This is a genomic window from Neobacillus sp. Soil_C_43, from assembly GCF_057656715.1.
The window spans coordinates 574,708-597,395 of record NZ_JBDGJV010000001.1; the positions used below are offsets into that span (position 1 = coordinate 574,708).

Annotated in this window: 27 protein-coding genes and 1 pseudogene; 8 read left to right on the forward strand and 20 right to left on the reverse strand. The window is 37.7% G+C overall.

Annotated elements, in window-relative coordinates:
- Positions 1-154: 154 nt before the first annotated feature.
- Positions 155-289 carry a YqzM family protein gene (locus AC3A54_RS03055; RefSeq protein ID WP_307286666.1) on the forward strand — a complete coding sequence of 45 codons (135 nt, stop codon included), beginning with the start codon at positions 155-157 and terminating at the stop codon, positions 287-289.
- 71 nt (positions 290-360) lie between these two features.
- On the opposite strand, the gene AC3A54_RS03060 is transcribed toward AC3A54_RS03055, so the two are convergent.
- The 3 genes and pseudogenes from AC3A54_RS03060 to AC3A54_RS03070 form a co-directional block, all read right to left on the reverse strand.
- A complete protein-coding gene (locus AC3A54_RS03060; RefSeq protein ID WP_487653281.1) occupies positions 361-2,688 on the reverse strand; it encodes a DNA internalization-related competence protein ComEC/Rec2 in 2,328 nt (775 codons plus the stop codon).
- Positions 2,689-2,779: 91 nt separating this feature from the next.
- A pseudogene (locus AC3A54_RS03065) lies at positions 2,780-3,226 on the reverse strand (ComE operon protein 2); the annotation flags it as partial.
- 73 nt (positions 3,227-3,299) lie between these two features.
- Positions 3,300-3,947 carry a helix-hairpin-helix domain-containing protein gene (locus tag AC3A54_RS03070; protein WP_487653282.1) on the reverse strand — a complete coding sequence of 216 codons (648 nt, stop codon included), beginning with the start codon at positions 3,945-3,947 and terminating at the stop codon, positions 3,300-3,302.
- A gap of 90 nt (positions 3,948-4,037) precedes the next feature.
- Between AC3A54_RS03070 and comER the strand changes: the two genes are divergently transcribed.
- Positions 4,038-4,859, forward strand: a complete 822-nt coding sequence (comER, locus tag AC3A54_RS03075; RefSeq protein ID WP_308083107.1) for a late competence protein ComER — start codon at positions 4,038-4,040, stop codon at positions 4,857-4,859.
- A gap of 77 nt (positions 4,860-4,936) precedes the next feature.
- Here the strand turns inward: comER and AC3A54_RS03080 are convergent, their stop codons facing one another.
- Genes AC3A54_RS03080 through AC3A54_RS03115 form a run of 8 tightly spaced genes read right to left on the reverse strand, consistent with a single transcriptional unit; the run spans position 4,937 to position 9,991 of the window.
- The gene (locus AC3A54_RS03080) at positions 4,937-5,683 is read right to left on the reverse strand and encodes a class I SAM-dependent DNA methyltransferase (RefSeq protein WP_487653283.1); all 747 of its coding nucleotides are present in this window, start codon (positions 5,681-5,683) and stop codon (positions 4,937-4,939) included.
- The gene (gene rsfS, locus AC3A54_RS03085) at positions 5,680-6,036 is read right to left on the reverse strand and encodes a ribosome silencing factor (RefSeq protein WP_335544029.1); all 357 of its coding nucleotides are present in this window, start codon (positions 6,034-6,036) and stop codon (positions 5,680-5,682) included. Before rsfS ends, AC3A54_RS03080 begins: the two co-directional genes overlap by 4 nt.
- Before the next feature lie 3 nt (positions 6,037-6,039).
- Positions 6,040-6,606 (reverse strand): bis(5'-nucleosyl)-tetraphosphatase (symmetrical) YqeK, encoded by a 567-nt coding sequence (gene yqeK, locus AC3A54_RS03090; RefSeq protein WP_487653284.1) that lies wholly within the window; start codon positions 6,604-6,606, stop codon positions 6,040-6,042.
- Positions 6,596-7,165 (reverse strand): nicotinate-nucleotide adenylyltransferase, encoded by a 570-nt coding sequence (locus AC3A54_RS03095; protein WP_487653285.1) that lies wholly within the window; start codon positions 7,163-7,165, stop codon positions 6,596-6,598. Before AC3A54_RS03095 ends, yqeK begins: the two co-directional genes overlap by 11 nt.
- Positions 7,166-7,192: 27 nt before the next feature.
- On the reverse strand, positions 7,193-7,483 hold the full coding sequence (gene yhbY, locus AC3A54_RS03100; RefSeq protein ID WP_487653286.1) for a ribosome assembly RNA-binding protein YhbY: 291 nt from the start codon (positions 7,481-7,483) through the stop codon (positions 7,193-7,195).
- Positions 7,477-8,316 (reverse strand): shikimate dehydrogenase, encoded by an 840-nt coding sequence (gene aroE / locus AC3A54_RS03105; protein WP_487653287.1) that lies wholly within the window; start codon positions 8,314-8,316, stop codon positions 7,477-7,479. The genes yhbY and aroE overlap by 7 nt, the downstream gene beginning before the upstream one ends.
- A gap of 52 nt (positions 8,317-8,368) precedes the next feature.
- Entirely contained in the window at positions 8,369-9,472 is a 1,104-nt protein-coding gene (yqeH, locus tag AC3A54_RS03110) for a ribosome biogenesis GTPase YqeH (RefSeq protein ID WP_487653288.1), read from the reverse strand.
- A gap of 3 nt (positions 9,473-9,475) precedes the next feature.
- Positions 9,476-9,991, reverse strand: coding sequence for a YqeG family HAD IIIA-type phosphatase (locus AC3A54_RS03115; RefSeq protein WP_308083099.1), 516 nt, complete (start codon positions 9,989-9,991; stop codon positions 9,476-9,478).
- A 454-nt stretch (positions 9,992-10,445) separates the two neighbouring features.
- Here AC3A54_RS03115 and sda point away from each other — a divergent pair, with 454 nt between their 5' ends.
- Positions 10,446-10,586: a sporulation histidine kinase inhibitor Sda gene (gene sda / locus AC3A54_RS03120; RefSeq protein WP_308083098.1), complete on the forward strand. Its 141-nt coding sequence runs from the start codon at positions 10,446-10,448 to the stop codon at positions 10,584-10,586.
- 70 nt (positions 10,587-10,656) lie between these two features.
- On the opposite strand, the gene AC3A54_RS03125 is transcribed toward sda, so the two are convergent.
- Positions 10,657-11,439, reverse strand: coding sequence for a phosphatidylserine decarboxylase (locus AC3A54_RS03125; protein ID WP_487653289.1), 783 nt, complete (start codon positions 11,437-11,439; stop codon positions 10,657-10,659).
- Between the two features lie 127 nt (positions 11,440-11,566).
- Between AC3A54_RS03125 and pssA the strand changes: the two genes are divergently transcribed.
- Together pssA and sigK are read left to right on the forward strand one after the other, a co-directional pair.
- The gene (gene pssA, locus AC3A54_RS03130; protein WP_335544035.1) at positions 11,567-12,106 is read left to right on the forward strand and encodes a CDP-diacylglycerol--serine O-phosphatidyltransferase; all 540 of its coding nucleotides are present in this window, start codon (positions 11,567-11,569) and stop codon (positions 12,104-12,106) included.
- Positions 12,107-12,456: 350 nt separating this feature from the next.
- Complete coding sequence (sigK, locus tag AC3A54_RS03135) at positions 12,457-13,173, forward strand: RNA polymerase sporulation sigma factor SigK (RefSeq protein WP_308083095.1); 717 nt, start codon at positions 12,457-12,459, stop codon at positions 13,171-13,173.
- Positions 13,174-13,765: 592 nt separating this feature from the next.
- Here sigK and AC3A54_RS03140 read toward each other — a convergent pair.
- Positions 13,766-14,740, reverse strand: coding sequence for a F510_1955 family glycosylhydrolase (locus AC3A54_RS03140; RefSeq protein WP_487653290.1), 975 nt, complete (start codon positions 14,738-14,740; stop codon positions 13,766-13,768).
- A 43-nt stretch (positions 14,741-14,783) separates the two neighbouring features.
- On the reverse strand, positions 14,784-15,464 hold the full coding sequence (locus AC3A54_RS03145) for a response regulator transcription factor (RefSeq protein ID WP_487653291.1): 681 nt from the start codon (positions 15,462-15,464) through the stop codon (positions 14,784-14,786).
- Positions 15,465-15,626: 162 nt separating this feature from the next.
- Here AC3A54_RS03145 and AC3A54_RS03150 point away from each other — a divergent pair, with 162 nt between their 5' ends.
- Both AC3A54_RS03150 and AC3A54_RS03155 read left to right on the forward strand, forming a co-directional pair.
- Positions 15,627-15,797, forward strand: a complete 171-nt coding sequence (locus tag AC3A54_RS03150; RefSeq protein ID WP_487653292.1) for a hypothetical protein — start codon at positions 15,627-15,629, stop codon at positions 15,795-15,797.
- 242 nt (positions 15,798-16,039) lie between these two features.
- Positions 16,040-17,839: a M3 family oligoendopeptidase gene (locus AC3A54_RS03155; protein WP_487653293.1), complete on the forward strand. Its 1,800-nt coding sequence runs from the start codon at positions 16,040-16,042 to the stop codon at positions 17,837-17,839.
- Positions 17,840-18,271: 432 nt separating this feature from the next.
- Here the strand turns inward: AC3A54_RS03155 and AC3A54_RS03160 are convergent, their stop codons facing one another.
- The 6 genes from AC3A54_RS03160 to mtnN all read right to left on the reverse strand — a co-directional run bounded on the left by AC3A54_RS03160 (position 18,272) and on the right by mtnN (position 22,184).
- Positions 18,272-18,412: a YrzI family small protein gene (locus tag AC3A54_RS03160; RefSeq protein WP_309860485.1), complete on the reverse strand. Its 141-nt coding sequence runs from the start codon at positions 18,410-18,412 to the stop codon at positions 18,272-18,274.
- A gap of 39 nt (positions 18,413-18,451) precedes the next feature.
- Entirely contained in the window at positions 18,452-18,592 is a 141-nt protein-coding gene (locus AC3A54_RS03165; protein WP_335545400.1) for a YrzI family small protein, read from the reverse strand.
- A gap of 433 nt (positions 18,593-19,025) precedes the next feature.
- Entirely contained in the window at positions 19,026-19,286 is a 261-nt protein-coding gene (locus tag AC3A54_RS03170) for a YrhC family protein (protein ID WP_309860483.1), read from the reverse strand.
- Between the two features lie 133 nt (positions 19,287-19,419).
- Positions 19,420-20,553: a bifunctional cystathionine gamma-lyase/homocysteine desulfhydrase gene (locus tag AC3A54_RS03175; protein WP_487653294.1), complete on the reverse strand. Its 1,134-nt coding sequence runs from the start codon at positions 20,551-20,553 to the stop codon at positions 19,420-19,422.
- 1 nt (position 20,554) lies between these two features.
- A complete protein-coding gene (locus AC3A54_RS03180; RefSeq protein WP_487653295.1) occupies positions 20,555-21,478 on the reverse strand; it encodes a PLP-dependent cysteine synthase family protein in 924 nt (307 codons plus the stop codon).
- Positions 21,479-21,488: 10 nt separating this feature from the next.
- Positions 21,489-22,184 (reverse strand): 5'-methylthioadenosine/S-adenosylhomocysteine nucleosidase, encoded by a 696-nt coding sequence (gene mtnN / locus AC3A54_RS03185; protein ID WP_487653296.1) that lies wholly within the window; start codon positions 22,182-22,184, stop codon positions 21,489-21,491.
- A 272-nt stretch (positions 22,185-22,456) separates the two neighbouring features.
- Between mtnN and AC3A54_RS03190 the strand changes: the two genes are divergently transcribed.
- Positions 22,457-22,660 carry a DUF2536 family protein gene (locus tag AC3A54_RS03190; protein WP_487653297.1) on the forward strand — a complete coding sequence of 68 codons (204 nt, stop codon included), beginning with the start codon at positions 22,457-22,459 and terminating at the stop codon, positions 22,658-22,660.
- Positions 22,661-22,688: the final 28 nt, after the last annotated feature.

Genomic DNA, 22,688 nt, shown 5'->3' on the forward strand with positions numbered 1-22,688 from the left:
TTGCCTGGCGGAGTTCCTAACGTAATAATAGTGTAGCCTTAAGTGAATCATAGTATTTTGACAACTCTTGTCATTACAGGAAAACGGTAAAGGGAGGCTGGATTTTTTCAGCCAAATAGCTTATACTATATTTTGAAAATAGGAGGGGTAGATTGTGAATCAATTTGAAAAAAACGTGCAAAGCAAACGTAACGACGCTATCGATTCTGGAGTAGGATTTGGGGTTTCTTTTGGCTTCTTTGCTTTATTGTTCATTATCGCAACTGTTATTAAGCTTATCGGTTCATAATGAAGGGTACATATCGTAATCAAGGACTGCTACCTTGCAGTCTTTTTTTATTTACTTATGAATGCTTTATCTTATGGTAAGAAGGTTGAAAAGGTTCCTTTCTGTTTATAAAAACGATACGTAATCGCTCCTTGTAAATCAGTTCGGTAAATGGTGGCATTGACTTTTTTTAACCGCTCAAGTACTTCTTGGTGTGGATGACCAAAACGATTTTTTTCACCAGCAGAGATTAAAACTGTCTTTGGTTTAACTTGATGAATAAATAATTCCGCACTCGATGTCTTACTTCCATGATGTCCCGCCTTAAGTACATCAATTGTTATTTGTGGATATCTCTTAATAATTTTCTCTTCTCCTTCCTGATCAAGGTCTCCCCCGAAGAACCAATTCCGCCCCCCTAAGCTGGAAACAAAGGCAATTGACCCACTGTTTCTTTCACCCGCAAAATTTCTTTCCGGAGAAAGGATAAAGAATTCAAATTCATCAATATTAAAATGATCCCCGGCCGCAACTTTTATAACAGGTATCCCTTTCTTTTTAGCTATTTTAATGATATCAAGCTCTGTTTCAGACGGAGCGATGACCGAGGGTATTAAGATTTGTTTGACCTTAAGCTCTTCTAAAATAGAAAAGGAACCTCCAATATGGTCTATGTCACCATGTGTTAAAATTAGTTTATCAATTTTTGTAACACCTTTTCCTTTCAAGAAAGGTACTACCACATCTTTTCCCATTTCAAAAGGATTTGCTCGCTGCCTCCATTCTTCCACATGGTATTGCATCGTTCCTCCTGTATCAATCAGAATGGTTCCTTTATGGAAAGGAAGTTGAATTAGAATACTGTCCCCTTGCCCGACGTCAATCATAGTCACTTCTCCATAAGGATTAAATCTTTTTAACTCCATTTGAAGACTGAAAAGCATAATACCCAACAAAATAAGATGTCTTTTCCCTTTGGATGAAGTAATCTCTTCCCAATTACAAAAGACCGCAAATATAATGATGATTTCCACTATTAAAAGTATAAGATTGGGCCTACCAGCTATAAAGCTCCCAAAAGGGATTTTTGCCGCATAATCGATGACTCCATTAAAAAAGGAGATAATTTTCAAGAAACTATTTACAAGAATGATTGGAGTATTACTGAATAGCAGTTGAACGACAAAGAGGAAGTAAACACCTGGAAGATATACAAAGGAAAAGAGAGGAATATACAGCATGTTGGCTATAATGCCGACTAATGAAAGCTCAAAATAATGATAAAGTAAAAATGGAAAGGCTGCTAATTGAGATATAACAGACGTAACTAACATCCGTAATAAACTGTGCTGATAAATAGAAATGATTAATCCAGCTGACAGAATGATGGCCGTGCTTACTGAAAAAGAAAGTTGAAAACCAACATCAAAAATGACCAGTGGATCTATAAACAAAAAGATAATAAAGGCCAAACATATTGCGTCAATTGGTAAAAGCTTAAGTCTATTTTTCCATTTTGTCGTTAGCAGGACAAGGAATATCATTAATCCAGCTCTAATCACGGATGGAGAGCTCCCTGTAAGGATTACATAGACAGGAATAGCCACCAAAAGAACATTCGTCATCCACTGCCTTGTGATTCCTACCCACAGCCCCAAATAAAAAACGACCCCAATTAATAAGGAAACATGAAGTCCAGATATAGCTAATAAATGAACGATGCCAGTTCTTTGATAATTACCAAGCAAGCCCGGATTCAGTAAACTCCTATCGCCAAAAATTAAAGCTGCAGACAATGAAGCAATTTCAATAGGGAAATGGTCGATAAGATAACGCGTACCCGTAAAACGAAATTGTTTTAAGGTAACCAGTAATGAAGGCGGAATGGAAGTACAATGTTGGAGTGGATTTTCATTGGTTTCAAGTATCCAATGAATGCGCTTATTGGAGAGATAGTTTCGATAATCAAATCCATTTGGATTTTTGGCCATCGCCGGTTTTTTCAAGGAACCCGATACCCTGCAAACCCGACTAAAAAAAATTTTATTCTGAAGGTTTATTTTTTCATTTTCTGATTTTAATTTGTAACGTAGGAGGAGATTCTCATTGTGGAATTTTTCCTTTATCTCTACCTGTAATGTATCGCCATCAATTTTGGGATTTTCTATGTATTCCAGAGTAAAGGCTGTGGTAGATTCAGGTATAAGAGAGTGATTCTTTCTTTCCCCCCTCATTCCTATTAACAGAGAGATTGTAAAAATAACCACGAGGAGGGCTATTTGTTCCTTCGAAAATCTTTTGTATTGATACAGTAAATACATATAAATAATCATTAGAATAAAGAAAGGAAAAAACGTTACAAGAGCGCATAGTACGCCCAACAAAGCAGAAAGGGCAATATACATATACTTTCCATTCATTTTACTTCTCCAATTTGTAGGTTTTTTTTGAAGTTTGAAAGGGATGACGCCGGATATGACCGGCGCCAAGAAAAAGCTATTGTGTGATCTTTCTAAAGTCGATGACTTGTTCAGACAGTTCTACCTTTTCAATTTTTACACCCGCTTGCTCAAATAATTCAATGGCATATGGATGATTTTTATAATCCTCCGCGTAATAAACTGTCTTTATGCCCGCTTGGATAATGGCTTTACAGCATTGGAGGCAAGGAAAATGAGTCACATAGATTTCAGCATCAGCAGTAGGTACACCAAATTTAGCACATTGGAGCAAGGCATTCATTTCTGCATGAATCGTTCTTACACAGTGGTGGTCAATCACATAGCATCCTTTATCAATACAATGGTCGCCCCCTGCAATCGATCCGTTGTAGCCTCCCGCAATAATACGCTTATCTCTAACAATGGTTGCACCTACTGTAAGCCTAGTGCACGTGCTTCTTAGTGCCAGCAAGTGGCTTTGTGCCATAAAATATTGATCCCAAGATAGTCGATTCACGATTCCCCACTCCCTAGAATTAAAAAGTTTACATTTAGTGTAAGGGTACTTGTACTATAGGTCAATCTATGATTCAGTGAACCTCAATTAAATCCTTTAATTTTTCATAAGTTTTATCCCCAATCCCACTAATATTTTTAAGGTCTTCTACCACCTTAAATGGTCCGTTTGTGTTCCGATATTCCAGTATGGCAGCTGCCTTAGACGGACCAATCCCAGGGAGGTTTTGCAGTTCGTTTTCATCCGCTTTATTAATATTAATTTTAGCCTGACCCTCACTGGTACTCGCTATTACGGTGGAGTTTCCATCTATGGAACCAACAACAGCAGCAGCGGTTTCCTCACCCTTGGCCGGTACATAGACAACCATTTCATCAACAACATGTGCAGCAAAATTAACTTGGGTTTGGTCAGCTTGCACCGTTAACCCACCAGCGCGGCTAATGACATCAATGACTCGATCACCTGTATTTGCCTGATATACGCCCGGTTGCTTGATTTGTCCCTTTACATCAACCATAATTTTCTCTGTCTTTTCCTTTTGTTCGGGTTGATTATTTTTCGTGATTTCCTGACCATCCTCTTTCAGCGTGCTTTCCATGGAAATTGTCTCAGTTGCAACAGGGGCATTTTCTATGAAGGAAAAATAATAAAAACAACTTAAACCAATAATTATAGCAACTACCATGTAAAACTTGTGTTCCAACAACCAGTCTTTCATTAGGATCCATCCTTTCAAATCGAAGGTATATTTCACATTTACTTTTCATATGGTTATAAAAGAATATTGCATGCGAAGGAGGGTCGGAAAATGAATCTAGGTATCATCGGTACCGGTAATATGGGGAGAATTTTGGTGGAGGCCTTGATTGATAGTAAGGCCATATCCCCTTCTTCAATGATCATTACAAATAGAACGAAATCTAAAGCCATGCTGCTTAAAGATAAATATAGGGAAATTAGGGTTGGGGCAACTCCGGAAGAGGTGGCGGCTCAATCCGATTTATTATTTATTTGTGTCAAACCATTAGACATTTATAAATTACTGGATGATATAAACCCTCACTTAAATGATGAAAAATGTCTTATATCCATAACAAGTCCTGTCAGTACAAGCCAAATTGAAAAAAAGGTATCTTGTTCAGTAATCCGAGTAATTCCAAGTATTACAAATCGGGCATTATCCGGCGTGTCCTTACTTACCTATGGAGAAAATTGTAGTGACCTTTGGAGAGAAAAAATTGGAACTTTAATTACGAAGATTTCGGTACCAGTTAGTATTGACGAGAACATTACGAGGGTGGCATCAGATATTGTGAGTTGCGGCCCGGCTTTCTTCAGCTATCTCCTACAGCGATTCATACAAGCAGCAGTGAAGGAGACAGAAATTGACGAAGCCACTGCAACCATTTTTGCAAGTGAGATGATTGTGGGACTTGGTGAGTTGTTAAAACAAGGTCACTACACTCTACCATCATTACAAGAAAAAGTTTGTGTAAAAGGTGGAATAACGGGTGAAGGGATAAAGGTGTTAGACAATGAACTGGGGAACGTGTTTGAACATTTGTTCCAGGCGACCCATTCAAAATTTAAAGAAGACCTTGATAAAGTGGAAATGCAATTCTCTAAGTAATTATTCGATAGCATTAGACAAATTCCTTCTATATTTTCAAAAAAATGAGGCTGACTTTTTTTAGTCAGCCTCATTTTTTATTTTTTTCGAGCGACGAAAAAGATTCGATCGGATTGTGGCCCAGGTGATTTTGGTTCGAAGTCTGCACAAACCTTGAGCAATTCAAAGCCTGCTTCATTTAACCAGTCTGAGTATTGCTCAATCGGATAGGTCCGTTGGTAATGAATTTCATCATAGCGATCATATTTACCCGACATTTCATCTAACACAAAAAAACTTAAATCATGTTCCACACTGTACTCTTTTTCTCCAGAGAAACTATTCCAAATATAGGAAAGATCCTCATCATTTACAGCAAAGGTTTGATCAATAAAACCATGAGAGATTTTGTAAGTGGAATGCACATCAAACATAAATAGTCCATCAAGCGTTAAATGCTGGAATACAGAAGAAAACGTCTTTTTAACGTCCTCTTCTGTTTGCAGGTAATTGAGTGAGTCGCAGAAAATACCGATCACATCGAATTGGCCCTGTCCTTCCAAATCAATCATATTCTGTTCAAACAAAGGAATATGAATTCCTTCTGTTTCTGCCTTTGCCTGCGCAACAGCCAGCATATCGGACGATAAGTCGACTCCAGTTACTTGAAACCCTTCATTTGCAAAGCGAATGGAGAGCTCTCCCGTACCACAGGCTAAATCAAGTAGGCGAACCCCAGTCACGTTATAGTTTACAAGCTGTTCTTTGACAAAACTTACCCATTCGTCATAAGGAGCATCCTTCATTAGCTCATCATACAAATAGGCAAATTGTTCATAACTCATGAATTTAACTCACTATGGATATCTTCAAGCGGCGCATCGCCCCATAAGCGTTCTAAATTGTAATAGCTTCTTTCCTCACGATGGAACACATGGGCTACCACATCACCTAAATCAATTAACACCCATCTCGCTTCATCAAAGCCTTCCATTCTTTTTACATCATGGCCGCTCTCTTGGGCTTTTTCCTTAATCTCTCTAGCAATCGCTTGTACTTGTTTATCTGAATTACCGTGGCAGATAATAAAGTAGTCTGCAATTAGAGATATGCCCTTCATATTTAAAGCCAAAATATCTTCCGCACGTTTATCATCTGCTGCCTTTACAGCCATTTTTAATAGATCTTGATTATTCATCCATCAATCCTCCAGTTTATTAACAAGGTCATTGTAAGTATAAAATGTATCAGGGTACACCTTTTGATTCTTTTTTAATAAAAATATCATGGTATTTTGAACTGATTTAATTAACGCACGCTGTAAATTGTCTTGCGCAATCTCTCTCACTTCTTCTACACCAGGAAAGTGACGGCCTGGCTCCATATAATCTGCCAAATAAATGACCTTTTCCAGCAAGGTCATTCCGACTCTTCCAGATGTATGGTAACGGATGGCATCTAGTACCTCACGATCCGTAATCCCCACTTCTTTCTCGACTAAGTATGCGCCTGCAGGAGCATGCCACAATTCGGAATTATATTCAAGCAAGTTCAGCGGAAACCCTTGAGTAGTGATAATTCCCTTCATTTCCTCTTTTGGACGGAATTTTGCATAATCATGAAATATAGCAGCGGTTTCGGCTTTCTTTATATCGGCTCCAAATCGCTTAGCGAGTAGTATGGCTGTATCCATGACCCCGATGGTATGTTGATACCGGTGCTCAGTTAACTGCTCCTTAACAAGCTGTAATGCTTTTTCACGTTCCATATAAGCGCTTCTCCTCAATATATTCAATGACAGCATCAGGCAGTAAATATCGAATAGTCTTTTCACTCTTCACACGATCTCTTATCATACTTGACGATACATCCATGCCTGGCACCTCCACATAAAGAACAGGATAATTGGTTTGATGACTATAGGACGGCCTATGTACACCAACAAATTGAACGAGCTTAACAAGCTCATCAATTTGTTGCCATTTCGGTAAATATTCGATCATATCTGCCCCAATGATAAAGAAAAATTGATACCCAGTATACTTATCATTGATTTTTTTCATAGTATCAATAGTATAGGAAGGACCTTCTCTTTCTAATTCAATCGTCTCTATATTAAAAGCTGAATTTCCTTGAGTTGCAAGCTCAAGCATCCGAAGACGATCTTCATTTTTAACAGAACCTGTCTTTTTCTTATGGGGAGGTTCCTGGTTTGGCATAAACCAAATTTCATCAAGTTCAAGTGCGGAAAGAACCTCATTAGCAATCATCAGATGACCATAATGTGGAGGATCAAATGTTCCTCCCAAAATTCCAACCTTCTTCATGCTTTCGCCATCCTTTACTACATTGGATTATGGAAGAGTGATTGTTTTCTTTTCAACAGACTCTTTATACAGGACAATCGTGTTCCCAATGATTTGGACAATTTCAGCACCTGTACCTTTAGCTAACTGTTCAGCAACTGCTGTTTTATCTTCCTCACAATTTTGCAAGACACTGATCTTAAAAAGTTCTCTCGCTTCAAGTGCGTCCGATACTTGTTTAATCATATTATCATTGACTCCGCCTTTTCCTACTTGAAAAATAGGATCTAAGTGGTGTGCTTTTGAACGTAAAAAACTTTTTTGTTTACCTGTTAACATGTTTTTCCTCCTAATTGTTTCAACACATTCTCTCTCATTCGTTGGATATCCGGGAGTATTCCTGTCCACTTTTCAAAGGCAAGGGCTCCTTGATAAACAAACATCTCAATTCCATTTTGCGTTCGTGCCCCTTGTCCATTTGCATCATGTAAAAATTGAGTTGTAAGCGGATTGTAAATTATATCACAAACCATTGACTCTTTCCTTAGATTATTTAAATCCAAAGGTTTTTCATCTAACCGAGGTGACATCCCAACCATGGTTGTTTGAATGATTAAATCATATTCTTCTATTTGGTTACCGGCTTCGGCAATAGATTTTGCTGCAGACGAGATGGTATATGGACATGCTTCAATCAAGCTCTGAGCTTTCTCCAAAGTACGATTAGTAATGTCAATCACCGCAGGTCGTTCCTTTGCCAAGGTAAAATAAATGGCCCTTGCAGCACCACCTGCACCAATGATTAAGACCCTTTTTCCTTGTATAGAAGGAAGACTTGTATGGAGTCCACTTAAAAATCCTGGTCCATCAGTATTGTAGCCAATTAATTTTCCACCGTCATTCACGACTGTATTTACTGCTCCAATGCTGGCAGCTAATTCATCTACCTCATCTAAAAAGGGAATAATCTTGCTTTTATGGGGAACGGTGACATTAAATCCACCTGCGCCAATTGCCTTTAATCCCTTAACGGCATCCTCTAGATTCTCTGATTTTACTTGAAAGGGAAGATAATAGGCATCAATATTATAAAAAGAGAATAAATCATTGTGCATGACTGGCGACATCGAGTGCCCTATCGGATCGCCTAAAACAGCAAAAAGCTTTTTCACCTTTTTTCTCCTCACCCATTCTGACCTCGTATTACTTGTTTTACATACGTATTTAAATTAAAGATTTACGTATTAACGTTTGTACACCCTTTGGAACATAAGCAGCCACTTTTGCCCCAGGCTCGTTGACCGTAATCCAGCCTAACCCTGAAAAAACGATATCTGTTTTAGCTTCCCTCACCACAAACTCTTGTCTTACTAACTCTGGGAAAGAATCAACTTGTTCCGGCTGTGGAGGTGTTAGCATTTCCCCGACATGCTTTTCATAAAGTTCAGAGGCATTTTCTGTTTTTGTCCTATGAATAGTAAAATCATTGGATACATAACAAACAAATGACCTTCTACCGCCACTGATATAATCAAATCGTGCTAAGCCTCCAAAGAATAAGGTTTGACCTTCATTCAGTTGGAATACTTTTGGTTTAATCTCTTTTTTAGGGGTAATCACTTTTAAATCACTTTTGTCAACAAAATGAGCCATTTGATGGTGATTGATAATTCCAGGAGAATCAATTAGATACTTTCCATCGTCAAGTGGGATTTTGATAATATCCAATGTAGTCCCAGGAAAATGCGAGGTAGTAATGAGGTCCGCTTCCCCTGTTACATCCTTAATAATTCTATTGATAAAGGTTGATTTCCCTACATTTGTACAGCCAACCACATAAACGTTCTTTCCATTTCGCATCTCATCAATAGCTGCGGCTGTTTCTTTAATAAACTGACCTTTGGCTGCACTAACAAGGAACACCTCTTCTGCTCTTAATCCCAGTTCCTTTGCCTCGTTCTTCATCCAGTTAATTAATTTATTGTGTTTGACCGACTTTGGTAAAAGGTCAACCTTGTTACCTACAAGCAGTACCTTGTTATTCCCAACAAATCTGTGTAATCCCGGTAACCAACTTCCATTAAAATCAAAGATATCAACAATCATCACAATAAGGGCATCAGTTTTTCCCATTTCATTTAAAATCTTTAAAAAGTCATCGTCGGTAAGATTAACATCTTGAACCTCATTGTAATGCTTGAGCCGGAAACACCTTTGACAAACAATTATTTCTTTCTCTAAAGCAGAAGATGGTGCATAGCCTATTAATTCTGGATTTTCCGTTTGAACTTTTACACCACAGCCTATACATATATGTTGTTCACTCACAAATTAATCCTCCCATTGAAGCATTCCTTTTTTTCTGAACCAGTTTAAGATCCTTCTCTCAGCAAAACGGTTGAACTTTGTAAAGAAGCCATCGGTTTGGGCAACGGGTACAACCAAAATGGTATGAAAACCACTACGGTTTCCTCCAAGTACATCCGTTAATAATTGGTCCCCAATAACGACGGTCTCTTCTTTTTTTATGCCCATTTGCCTAACTGCTTTGTTAAATGCAGGTCCGAGCGGCTTCCGTGCGCGAAAGATAAACGGAAGGTTTAAAGGATCAGAAAAAGCCTTTACACGTTCTTCATTGTTATTTGAAACAATGGTTACAAGAATATGATGTTTTCTAATTTCATCAAACCAATTAATTAATTGGGGAGTGGCATTCGGACGATCCCATTCCACTAATGTATTATCCAAATCAGTAATAATCCCTTTTATCCCTTTTTCCTTTAATTGTTCAGGCGAAATATCCAGAATGCTTTTCACATGCTCATCTGGTAAAAATTGTTTTAACACTAAGCTTACACCTCATTATAATTCTTAATATGAATAGCTCTTTCATCTGTACTTGTACAATCATAACCAATAATACCCTTTGTTTCAAAAGAAAAATGATCAATGTGTGATTCAACAAAATTCGACCACGTCTAATTCTACTGGAACTAAAAAACAGCTATTTTTAATGGATGTAACATCTTTTTTAAAAAATAAAAAATATTTTTCGACAAAGATCTACTTTTTTTCATCCTGTGGATAACCTTATTAACATTATACCCATTGAACTCCTTGAGTTTCCTTAGTTTATAAACAAATTAACCACAACTTATCCACCAGAAGTTGTGGATAAATAGAACGATTGTTCTATAGGGATAAATTTGGTAGATTTAGGGTACACCAATTGAACGTACTATTTTATGTTTAGTTTTCATCAAATAGAACAATTTATTTATAATCGGAGGTGGATTCTGACGTGAGAAAACTGTCAGATGAATTATTAATTGAGTCATATTTTAAAGCAAAGGAATTAAACTTAAGCCCGGATTTTATCGGTCTAATTGAGTCCGAAATTAACCGACGTTCCTTATATAATAAAATAAAGCTCTCTTCCTAAAACCATTACACTGCCCTATTATGGGCTTTTCTTTTTTTATAAGAATATTCTAGGGCAGAAACTCCCTGCCTTATTTGTGTATTACACCTATTTTTTCGCCAACCTTGATATCCTTTGGTGTTTGAATAGCTGATTCCACTTGGAAGGTGTTCTTTTCAAATAGCAGGACCACCGTTGAACCAAAACTGAAATACGCCATTTCTCCCCCTTTTTCAAGTTCTGATCCTTTATGCGTTGTTTCAATTGAATTAACAAACATCGCTCCAACCTTTACAATAGCCACATGCCCGAATGATGTTTTTACTTCAGTTATTACCCTATAATTCTTTGCTAGGGTACGAACTCCATATTTTAACCCTAACTTATTTACTGGATAGGATTTAGCCCCTAGTGTCCATTGCTTCGTTACAGTGCCATCAACAGGACTGTGTATCCTATGGTAATGACTTGGACTTAAATAGAGAATCATGTATGTACCATTTAAGTATTTAGATAAGACTTCTTGATCACCAAGCATTTCTTCGATGGAATACGTTTTTCCTTTTACTAAAATTTCACTTGTCTCTTTTATCGGTCCAATATCCTCTATAACGGCATCAACGGGACTGACAACGGAGTCTTCACTTCTGTCAATAACTCGAGATTCGTTTTTTAACGTTCGAACAAATAAATCATGAAGAGTAGGATATTCCGAGACTGACTTTTCCATTTCATCCACATTCAACTGATAAATTCTTGCGAAGGATGGTACAACAAATCGGCTTGCACGTGAACGAGCAAACCTTCTTAAAAGGCTGGATGTCCACTTTCCATTCGTTAATTCAATCATGAGACGATATAAACCTTGTAACATCAATCTACCCCCAAATAGTGTAAAAATACTCTTTACGAACTGTCATAAAAAGCTTAGAATTAAATATTATAGAATAAACTAAAAAAAATGATTTTCCTTTTGCTAAAAAAAGGAGTGATGAGGAGAAATGTTTTTGTTGGACGTATTGGACCAAACAATAAAGAAATTAAAATCTCAAACAGCCAATGTAATAACGCTTGCCAATTTATCATTAGGCGGATTTGCGATTGTATTCGGACTACATGGAAATTTAAGACTAAGCTTACTGCTAATTTTTATTGCAGCCTTAGCCGACCGTTTTGATGGTATGGTAGCACGAAAATTCAATATTGAATCAGAGCTCGGAAAACAATTAGATTCCATGAGTGATATTATATCATTTGGAGTGGCTCCAGCACTATTACTATACCAAGGAATTTTGCATGAATTCGGCGGACCTGGATCATTTTTTACTGTTTTTTATATCGGCTGTGGTGCTTTTAGACTAGCTCGGTTCAACATTACTGAGAGTAATGGATATTTTACTGGTTTACCAATTACAGCTGCAGGCTGTTTGGCAACCTTCAGCTTTCTAATCATTCCTTACGTGCCAGCTCAAACGTTCTTATTCATTATCATCATTCTATCATTCCTAATGGTAAGTTCATTTAAACTGAAAAAAGTCTAATAATCAACAATTCGCATCAACCACTTTTACGGTTGGTGCTTTTCTTTTTATAAAATGGCTGTGTTAAAGTACAGTGTTGATTTATACACCCTGTTGATTGAAGCGGAAGGCACGAAGACTCCTGTGGGAGTATGGTTCAGGGGAGACCCCGCAGGCGCTTTTTTGGCCGAGGAGGCTCGCCGAAACACCCACGAACCGCTCGTGCCTGGAGCGGAAATCAACAGGCAAATTTAACAGAGCCCTTAAAATAAAAATATAAATTTGAATGGACAGACACAATTTCCTGATTTCTTCATAGGAATTAGTAATAGGCCCTAGCCCAAAAAAAGAAAGCACGGGGGTGGATGTGGATGTCTGGAATCTTAACAGCTCTCGGATATTTAATGAAAGAATTTTTATTTCTTGTTTCGTACGTTAAAAATAATGCTTTTCCTCAGCCCCTATCTGCTGCTGAAGAAAGAAAGTACTTGCGGTTAATGGCAGAAGGGGATCCGCATGCGCGAAATATGTTAATTGAACACAATCTACGACTTGTCGCGCATATAGTTAAAAAATTTGAAAATACCGGGGAGGATTCTGAAGATCTAATCTCAATTGGAACAATTGGTTTAATAAAAGCAATCGAGAGCTATTCAGAAGGTAAAGGGACAAAACTTGCAACCTATGCTGCTCGTTGTATAGAAAATGAAATTCTTATGCATTTACGGGCACTAAAGAAAACAAAGAAAGATGTTTCCTTGCATGATCCGATCGGTCAGGATAAGGAAGGAAATGAGATTTCATTGATTGATGTACTTAAATCGGAATCTGAGGACGTTATCGATACCATTCAGCTTAATATGGAACTGGAGAAAATAAAAAAGTATATAGAGGTTTTGGATGATCGAGAAAAAGAAGTGATTGTGGGGCGTTTTGGCCTAGACTTACAAAAGGAAAAAACCCAACGAGAAATTGCTAAAGAATTAGGAATATCAAGAAGTTATGTCTCGAGAATAGAAAAGCGAGCATTAATGAAAATGTTCCACGAATTTTATCGAGCTGAAAAAGAACGTAAGAAGAAAAATTGAATATATTGCAAAGAAAAAAAGAGCAGTTACTCCTAACGGGTTCCGTTAGCTATCGCAAACATTAAAAGTGTAATGCAAAATCACCTGCAAATTGTATCCCAATTTGCAGGTGATTTTTGGTTGATATGAAGGGATTTGGGTTATAATTTTTAGTGAATTTGTAGTACAACTTGTATATGAAAATGTAGGGTACAATAGCCAGTGTACTTCTACAAATTGCCCTACATTTTTGCATACAAATAGCTCCAGTTTAAGCTGAGCTATTGATGGCATTGAAAAATAGGCGGAAAGATTCCGGCTAAATCAGGAAATTCACATATTTCCCTATAAATAGGCGGATTTTTTCCTGTTATACTATGCATTTCCATGATTTTAAGGCTTTTTAGGTTACTTAGGCGGAAAATCTCCGCCTATTTCTCTTTCTAACCACTACTTTTTCAAAATAAGCGGAATTCCTCCGATTAAACGAGAACTCCTGCCAAAATAAATTAACAGAGAAAAAATAAAAAGACACCGCAAAATACGGTGCAATTTAGTTATACATTTTTCTATTCAATTTTGAGTTTTGCGATAGGAAACGGGACCCGTTAAGTTACTCCTGCTCTTTTTTTCCGTCTTTAAGAAGAACGCTCCAATTCTTTCCGCCGTCTTTAGATTGATAAATATCATTTTTATAGGTAGTAAAGGCGATTTGATTATGATCCTTTTGATTAACCGCTAAATAAGTAATAGGATTATCATAATCTAAGAAAGGTAAAGCCAATACCCCTTGCTCGCCAGTTACAGGATTTAACGATTTCAATAAAATCTTATCGTTCTCCACACTTGAAAATAGGATAGTATTCCCGCTAAACGTAAGGGCTGTCACCATAATGGGATTAGTAATTAACTTCATCGTGTTTCCATTGTCAGAGGAATAATAAATACCCGTCCGTGTAGACATTGCCACGATATCACCATTAGTTGGGTGTACTGCTATCATTCCTAATGAGTCAGCATTAAACCCCTTAAATGCGCTCTTTGTCCACGTATCGCCATTGTTTGTAGAATAGTTGACACCATAGCTTAAACCTTCTTCCGGTGTTTCACTAATTACATAAAGCCCTCCATCTGAAAAACTGGCAGCCATAAAGTGGAAGTTTCTCTTCCCATAAAATGCCAGCTGATCAAGTGTCTTTCCTTGATCCACACTGAGCACTACACCAAGCGGGTCTTTAAAGCCTGTCCCCTTTTGAGGGTGTCCACTTCCTAAAAAACCATCTTCTACTGCTTGAAATCCTATATAATCATGTTGATTAGTGGTTGATTCATACCACTTTGAATCTTTGTATAATTTTAAACCCGTATTTGTGGCAACATACAGTGCTTGATCATTGCCTGGATAGCCAATTCCACGTATATTTTTTACGCTAAATGAACTGGCCTCAACCACTTCAAATTTAGCCTTTGATTCAGCCTTTTTTTCCTGTTGGTTCTTTTCTTGGTCCTCATTATTGTTTGTACAACCCGTTGCAATAAGTAATATTCCTATTAACATAGCCAATATCACTTTCATTTGAACTTTCACCTTGTTACCTCCTGAACATTATCTTAAACTATGAGGTTTTCGTTTACGAATCCTTATCCATCCACTTATACCCTAGTCCCCATACTGTTGTCAAATAATCGTCCACAGTGAAGCCTGATTTTCGCAATTTGTCTCGTAAATTCCGCACATGGGAATCTATGGTCCGATCCTCTGTTGCAACCGCATAACCCCATATAGTGGTCAACAAATGCTCACGGGTAAATACTTTATTTCTATTTTTTAATAAAAGAGTCAGTAAGGAAAATTCCTTGGGAGTAACCAAAACAGGATGTCCTTGATAGGAAACCTCGAAGGACTCTTCATTTAGAGATAGACCATTAAAGGATATTTTACCTGAAGGTCCTTTATTTCTTCTCAGAATAGCTTCTATTCGCGCAATCAGCTCTTCCTCATCAAAAGGCTTGGAAATATAATCATCTGCACCTAGTTTCAGCCCTTTTACAATATCCATTTTTTCGCTTCGAGCAGTAAGCATGATAATGGGTGTATCTCCCAATTTTCTTATTTCCTTACAAGTTTGCCAGCCATCCATTTCTGGCATCATTATATCTAATAAGACAAGGTCCACAGTTGCTTCACCTAGGTATTGAACCGCTTGGATAGCAGAAGTCATTTTGATGCAGTCATAACCTTTTGGTGCTAAATATAGGGAAAGTAAGTCTAACATCCGAGTTTCATCGTCAATAAGCAGTATTTTTTTCAATGGTATACCTCTCCCGGTTTCATTCTAGGTAAAATTATACTATAGAATAGATCCAATTAGGTGTGAAATATTTGTTGAATTAATGAGGACATACACATTTGCCTATACAAGCTTAAACAAGGGCTCATACCGTATTATAAAAGGATAAAGGGGGGAATCTAGATGCCTTTTGGTTATCCTAGTCCTTATGGTTTTTATGGATACCCAGCCCCATATCCAGCTTATCCAGTTCCATTTGCTGCAGGCAGTGGTTTTTGGATTGCAGTCGTCATTGTCTTATTTATTCTGTTGTTACTCTTCGGAGGCTGGTGGTGGTATACAAGAGTTTGTTAATACTTTTTTAAGAGGCTGATTTTCTCAAAGTAAACTCAGCCTCTTTTTTCTGTAGGCTGAGTTAAGGAACATTGTTGATTTTTATACCCTGTTGATTGGAGCGGAAGGCACGAAGACTTTCTGTAAAAACCAATAATATAGAATTTTTAGAAAAAGTAAATTATAATGGAATGCGGAAGTGTTATTTTTTTGACAATAATCAACCATGATTGTGGTTCATCTTTTAAGGAGGGGTACAAAGAATGACAGCGATTACATATTCAGATGTTTGGAACCTTGATGTGTTCTTTCAGGGCGGAAGCGATTCATTAGAATTCGCAAACCATTTAAATCTTACAGCAACCTTAATAGATAGTTTCCAAACAAAAGTAAACAACTGGACTCCACTCAATTCACAAGAGGATCAAACATATTTAAAAGAATTACTTGAGGATTTTGAGCATGCTGCCAAAAAACTTCGTCAAGCAGGGGCATTTGTTAGTTGCTTGCAGGCACAAAACACCGACGATAAAAAGGCCCATACACTTGATTCAAAGGTTACCAGTTTAAGCGCGGCCTTCCAAACGGCTCTTAGTACCTTTGACAGCCTATTATCTTCATTTAATGATGGAATTTGGACAGAGTTATTAAAGGATGAACAGTTACAGGTCCTTTCCTTTGTTTTAACAGAAAGACGTAATCGAGCAAAAGAGAAGCTTTCTAAAGAAGAAGAAGCATTAATCAGCGCACTTGGTGTAGATGGCTATCATAGTTGGGGGCAATTATACGATTTAATTGTGGGGAAAATAAAAGTACCAATACAAGAAAACGGCGAGGAAAAGCTCCTATCTGTCGGTCAGGCATTTAATAAGTTCTCAAGCCCCGACCGAAACGTACGAGAAAATACTTTCAGAAATTGGGAGAATGCATGGGGTGAACAGGCTGACTTTCTTGCCAAAACCCTAAATCATTTATCCGGTTTCCGTCTTAGTGTGTATCAAAAAAGAGGCTGGGAAGATGTATTAAAAGAACCTCTTAGCATTAATCGTATGGAAAAAGAGACGCTTGAAACGATGTGGGCAGTCATATCCGAAAATAAACAAAAGCTTGTTACGTATTTAGAGCGAAAAGCAGCACTCCTTGGGGTAAATAAATTAAGTTGGTATGATTTAGATGCTCCGTTTGGCAAAACAGAATCAAAGGTTTCCTATCAAGAAGGAGCCGAGTTTATCGAACAAAATTTTGCTATATTCGGTGAAAAAATGGCTTCGTTTGCCCGTAAAGCCTTTGAAGAGCAATGGATTGAAGGAGAAGATCGACCTGGTAAGGCACCTGGTGGCTTCTGTACTTTCTTTCCTGAAAGCGACCAATCTCGAATCTTTATGACCTACTCTGGAACACCATCAAACGTTTCAACTCTGGCACATGAGCTTGGTCATGGTTTCCACACATTTGCAATGAAGGGGGTTCACCATCTCAACCGAAATTATGCCATGAACGTGGCAGAAACGGCCTCTACCTTCGCTGAAATGATTGTTGCAGATGCAGCAGTTAAAAATGCAAAAGATGAAGAAGAAAAACTAGTTCTTCTTGACGATAAGGTCCAAAGAACCGTTGCCCTTTTAATGAATATACATGCACGCTTCTTATTTGAAACAAGTTTTTATGAAGAAAGAAAGCAAGGACCTGTAAATGCAGAACGTCTGAATGAACTGATGCTTGCTGCACAAAAAGAAGCCTATTGTGATGCCTTAGAAGAATATCATCCATTATTCTGGGCCTCTAAGCTTCACTTCTTTATAACTGGTGTACCATTTTATAACTTCCCATATACGTTTGGTTATCTTTTCTCATTAGGTATCTATGCGCAGGCGCTCGAGGAAGGCAAAGGCTATGAAGAAAAATACATTGCTTTGTTAAGAGATACGGCTTCCATGTCCGTTGAAGATTTAGCACAAAAACATCTACAGGTAGATCTAACAAAAAAAGATTTCTGGGAAAAAGCTGTTCATATTTGTTTAGATGACATTGATGAATTCCTTACGTTAACTGAAATGAAATAATAAAAGCATCGGCCGAAAGTTTTGGCCGATGCTTTCTAATATTATACTTCCACACTTAGTTCGGCTGAAATTACACAACCGATCGCCCCAGTAATGACGAAAGCCATCACAACCAAAAACATATTCCCCACCCCTTAGTTAGAGACTGCTATTTTCTACTTTGAATTTAACACATTTTCACAGTATCTAACTTCAGGAAATATGAACATTTTGTTAACAAACCCTTGAAGGATTATGATTCTTTTTTCTTTGATTTAAAGAGTAATGATAATAACAAAATATGAAGCGGCATATTGGTTACCTCCTATTTACATTCTTTCACAGTGGCTAGGTGGTATCTTTCATACCCCAGAAACTATTTCCTCGACCTTGCATTAGAAAAAACAACATATTAACAACCACCTTTCTCTATTTTGGTTTTTTACTTACCTATCACATAAAACGGTGCATGGAAACCTGACGATCTCTGTTTTTCTCATAAAGCTTATCAACCATTTCTTGGTGAGCAGCTTCTTCGAGGCTCATTCGACGTTTATTAATAGTTATGGTTAAAAATAAAATATTGAGGGTCATTTATTTCACTTCCTTTTTTAGTTAGTGCATGTGTATTGATTACATGAAATGATGCATGGAAATTTGACGGTCTTTGTTTTGATCATAGAGTTTCTCAACCATTTCCTGTTGAGTTGCCTTTTCAAGATCCACTTTCCGTTTTTTTATTGTGATGGAGAAAAATAATATATTCAGGGTCATGTTTCACACCTCCTTTAAAGAACTTATTTCTTACTTGTTCCAACAACATTTTCAATTTATGCATAACATATCCATCTGGCGAATAAAAAGGGCACAAAAAGGCCGCAAGAAGTTATCCCTTGCGGCAAGATTTTTAGGCACAAAAATACCGCAAGGCGTCATTCTCCCTGCGGCATGGATATGTAATGTCACTTAATTACTTAAGCAATCCATTCCAGTCTGGTCGAATGCGTGATATTCAAATATGCTGTTTGTGTGCAGGCTACAATTAAATTCATTTTCTTCGACCTCCTTTTGGAATTTTTTACTTGCTACGGTAATTATATCCATACACCTGCCATTTGTAAACCTTTTTCCAGTAATTTTTTTAAATTAATTAAAACGCCCTTTTGTCAGATAAAAAAAAAATAAGCGCTCCGCAAATGGGAGACGCTTATTTTTTCATTAAATAATCCTGCCCTTCTTCTGTCTCTGACAGCTTCATTTGGCATTGTTTGGATTGAATAAAAAACAAAATAGATAAAGCTAGGAAAGACATTGAGGATAGAACCATTATGTTAACATCCATCTCGCTTTTCGTATCGGATGGAATAATTACACCTAAATAGAAAAATACACCAACAGCCAATAAGATCGTGGCAAACCGTTTAAAATCAACCATTTTTTCATAAAGTCTTCTCGCTTGTTGCTTCACTACTTATCACCTGCTTTTCTTTTAATCTACTAGCCTACTTTAACATAAAACTTAATATGAAAGAGGATGTAAATATTAGTAAAAGAAAAGCTCAGGCACCAGGTGAGTTCACCTGGTGCCTGGATAATATCAATTATTCTAATGCTTGTGTTAAATCATCAATGAGATCCTCAACATCTTCTAGTCCAACTGATATACGGACTAATCCATCGGTAATACCTAAATCTGCACGACGCTCTGCCGGTATAGAGGCATGTGTCATTCGGGCTGGAACAGATATTAAGCTTTCGACCGCACCAAGACTTTCTGCCAAAGTAAAGTATTTAATTTTACTTAATAATTGATCTGCATTTTCAGCACTTCCTACATCAAAAGAGACCATTCCGCCAAAACCTCTTGCTTGTTTTTTAGCAATCTCATGATTTGGATGTGATTCAATCCCAGGGTAAAATACCTTTTTTACCTTTGGATGTGATTGTAAAAACTTCACAATCTCAGCAGTATTCGTTTCCGTTTCTTCCATACGGATCCCTAAAGTTTTGATCCCACGGATTAATAACCAAGAATCCTGTGGTCCTAAAACACCGCCCGTAGAATTTTGAACAAAATGAAGATCTTCTGCCAATTTATCACTATTCACAACCACTAGACCAGCCACCACATCACTATGTCCACCAATGTATTTTGTCGCACTGTGCAGGACAATATCAGCTCCTAGCTCTATTGGATTTTGCCAATATGGTGTGGAGAAGGTGTTATCTACAATGGTCAATAGCTGATGTTCTTTTGCCAGCTTTGCAGCTGCTTCAATATCCGTAATTTTTAGTAATGGGTTTGTTGGTGTTTCTAAATAAATCGCCTTTGTATTCGGTCTGATTTCACTCTTAATAGTGTCTAAATTACTAGTATCAACAAAAGTAGAGTCGATTCCAAATCGGTTTAATACCTTTGTCATCACGCGGAATGTTCCACCATAGACATCATCAGTAAGAATGACGTGATCGCCGCTATTAAATAACATGATAACCGCAGTGATTGCCGCCATACCTGAACCAAAAGCAAAACCTGCCGTACCGCCTTCAATATCTTTAATTAACACTTCAAGTGCATTCCTTGTAGGGTTTCCAGTCCTGGAATATTCAAATCCCTTATGACCCCCTACCCCTTCCTGCTTATACGTACTAACTTGGTAAATGGGAAAGGACACCGCTCCTGTTGCTGGATCTTGGCTAATTCCGCCATGAATCAATTGTGTTTTCCTTTTCATTCTAAATACCTCCTTCAAAAATCTTTTTGCTTAAATATCGTTCGCTCCCGTCTGGAAAAATAACGACGATATTGGTACCAGGCGGAGATATTTGGGCTTCTTTTAGTGCAGCGTGAAATGCAGCACCTGACGAACTACCGACAAGAAGGCCTTCTTTCACTGCTATTTCTTTAACGAGACTGAAAGCATGTTCATCCAACACGGTATAAATGGCATCAAAGTAACTTGCATCCATATATTCCGGCAAGAATTCCATTCCAATACCTTCTGTTTTATGGGGACCTGATTCACCACCGTTTAAAATGGAACCCTCAGGTTCTACAATGACTGTTTTTACTTTCTCGCTCTGTTCTTTTAAGTAACGGGCAGTACCCATGAATGTTCCACCTGTACCCGCACCAGCGACAAACACATGTAATTGTCCTTCAAGCTGCTCCCAAATTTCTGGACCAAGCGTTTTATAGTACGTTTCTGGATTTGCAGGGTTTCCGAATTGCTGAGGGCAATAGGCTCCTGGAATCTCGTTAACAAGTTCCTTTGCCTTTGCAATTGCTCCCTTCATTCCCTTTTCCGTAGGGGTATGAACAATTTTCGCCCCGAGTGCTTTCATTAATTCCTGCTTTTCTATACTAAACTTTTCAGGAACACATAAAATAACCTGTATACCTTTGTTTATGGCTGCTAGAGCTAATCCGATCCCCGTATTTCCAGCGGTTGGCTCTATGACTGTTCCGTCTTTACACAACTTTCCACTAGAAAATGCCTCATCCAGCAGTTCCATTCCAAGTCGGTCTTTGACACTACCCCCAGGATTCATAAATTCAAGTTTCGCAAAGATACGAACACCGTCGGGCAAATGAAATTGAGTGATTTCCACCATTGGTGTATGCCCAATTAATTCATGAACATTTTTATAGACCTTCATTTCCCCACTCCTATTTTAACGCTGCCACCATATTCATAACCAACGTAGCAGAATTAGTTGCCGCTTTATCAATAAATTGATCAAAAGATACTTCTGATTCTTTACCAGCAATATCAGAAAGAGAACGAATGATAACGAAAGGAACTCCAAACCGATGGGCTACTTGCGCAATCGCCGCTGCCTCCATTTCAACTGCTTGTAAATCATTAAATTTCGAACGAACAAATTCGACTCTTGCCGGGTCTTCCATAAAGGAGTCACCAGTAACAATTAAGCCTTTGACAATCTGAAACTTTTCCAGTTCCTTTGATGCTTTTTCAGCGACCGCAATTAACTTCTCTTCTGCTAAAAATGCAGCTGGAAGCTGTGGAACCTGCCCGTATTCATATCCAAAAGCTGTTACATCTACATCATGATGACGAACTTCAGTTGAAATGACTGCATCACCAACATTAAGAGCCGGGTTGAACCCACCAGCCGAACCAGTGTTTATAATATAATCAGGCTTATATTTTTCAAGTAAGATGGTTGTTGACATTGCTGCATTTACCTTGCCAATTCCTGAACGGAGCAGAATGACATCTACACCGTACATGGTTCCAAATGTAAATTCACAGCCAGCTACTGTTTCTTGTGTTTTATCTTCGATATGATCCCTTAATAATGTTACTTCCTCTTCCATTGCTCCAATTATAGCGATTTTCATAATTTGACCTCTTTCATCGTGTTTTAACGCTTTACTGCTTATAATCTTCCTCTGTTTTAAGCATCGTATCCGCAAACACTATTCTACCATCTTTTTAAAGATGCTTGCCATAGTAAGCCTGTATTCTCACACTCTCGAAAACTGCATATTAATCCTATAAGCATACTATGAATTGATTCAAAAAGATGTTATCATAGTCCTCACTTTTATTCAACAATTCGTTGCTAGCTGATAAATAAATAACTAAAATAAGAAATGAAAGGACTGATTTTATGAATTTACAATTTGATTTAATCGAAGATAAAGTGGAGTTTTTCGAAGCAACTAATCTTAAAGTTCTGCAGAAAAAAATCGAGTCACAAATTGATGAAAACCGGGCAATTATGCTTGGAGTCCACTCCGTATCACATCAAATGCATGTGAATGAAAATGGACAAACCTATTTCACAGCAGTGGTGCATTTTAAGAAAAAATAAACGAGGCTGACTCTAAGTCATCCTCGTC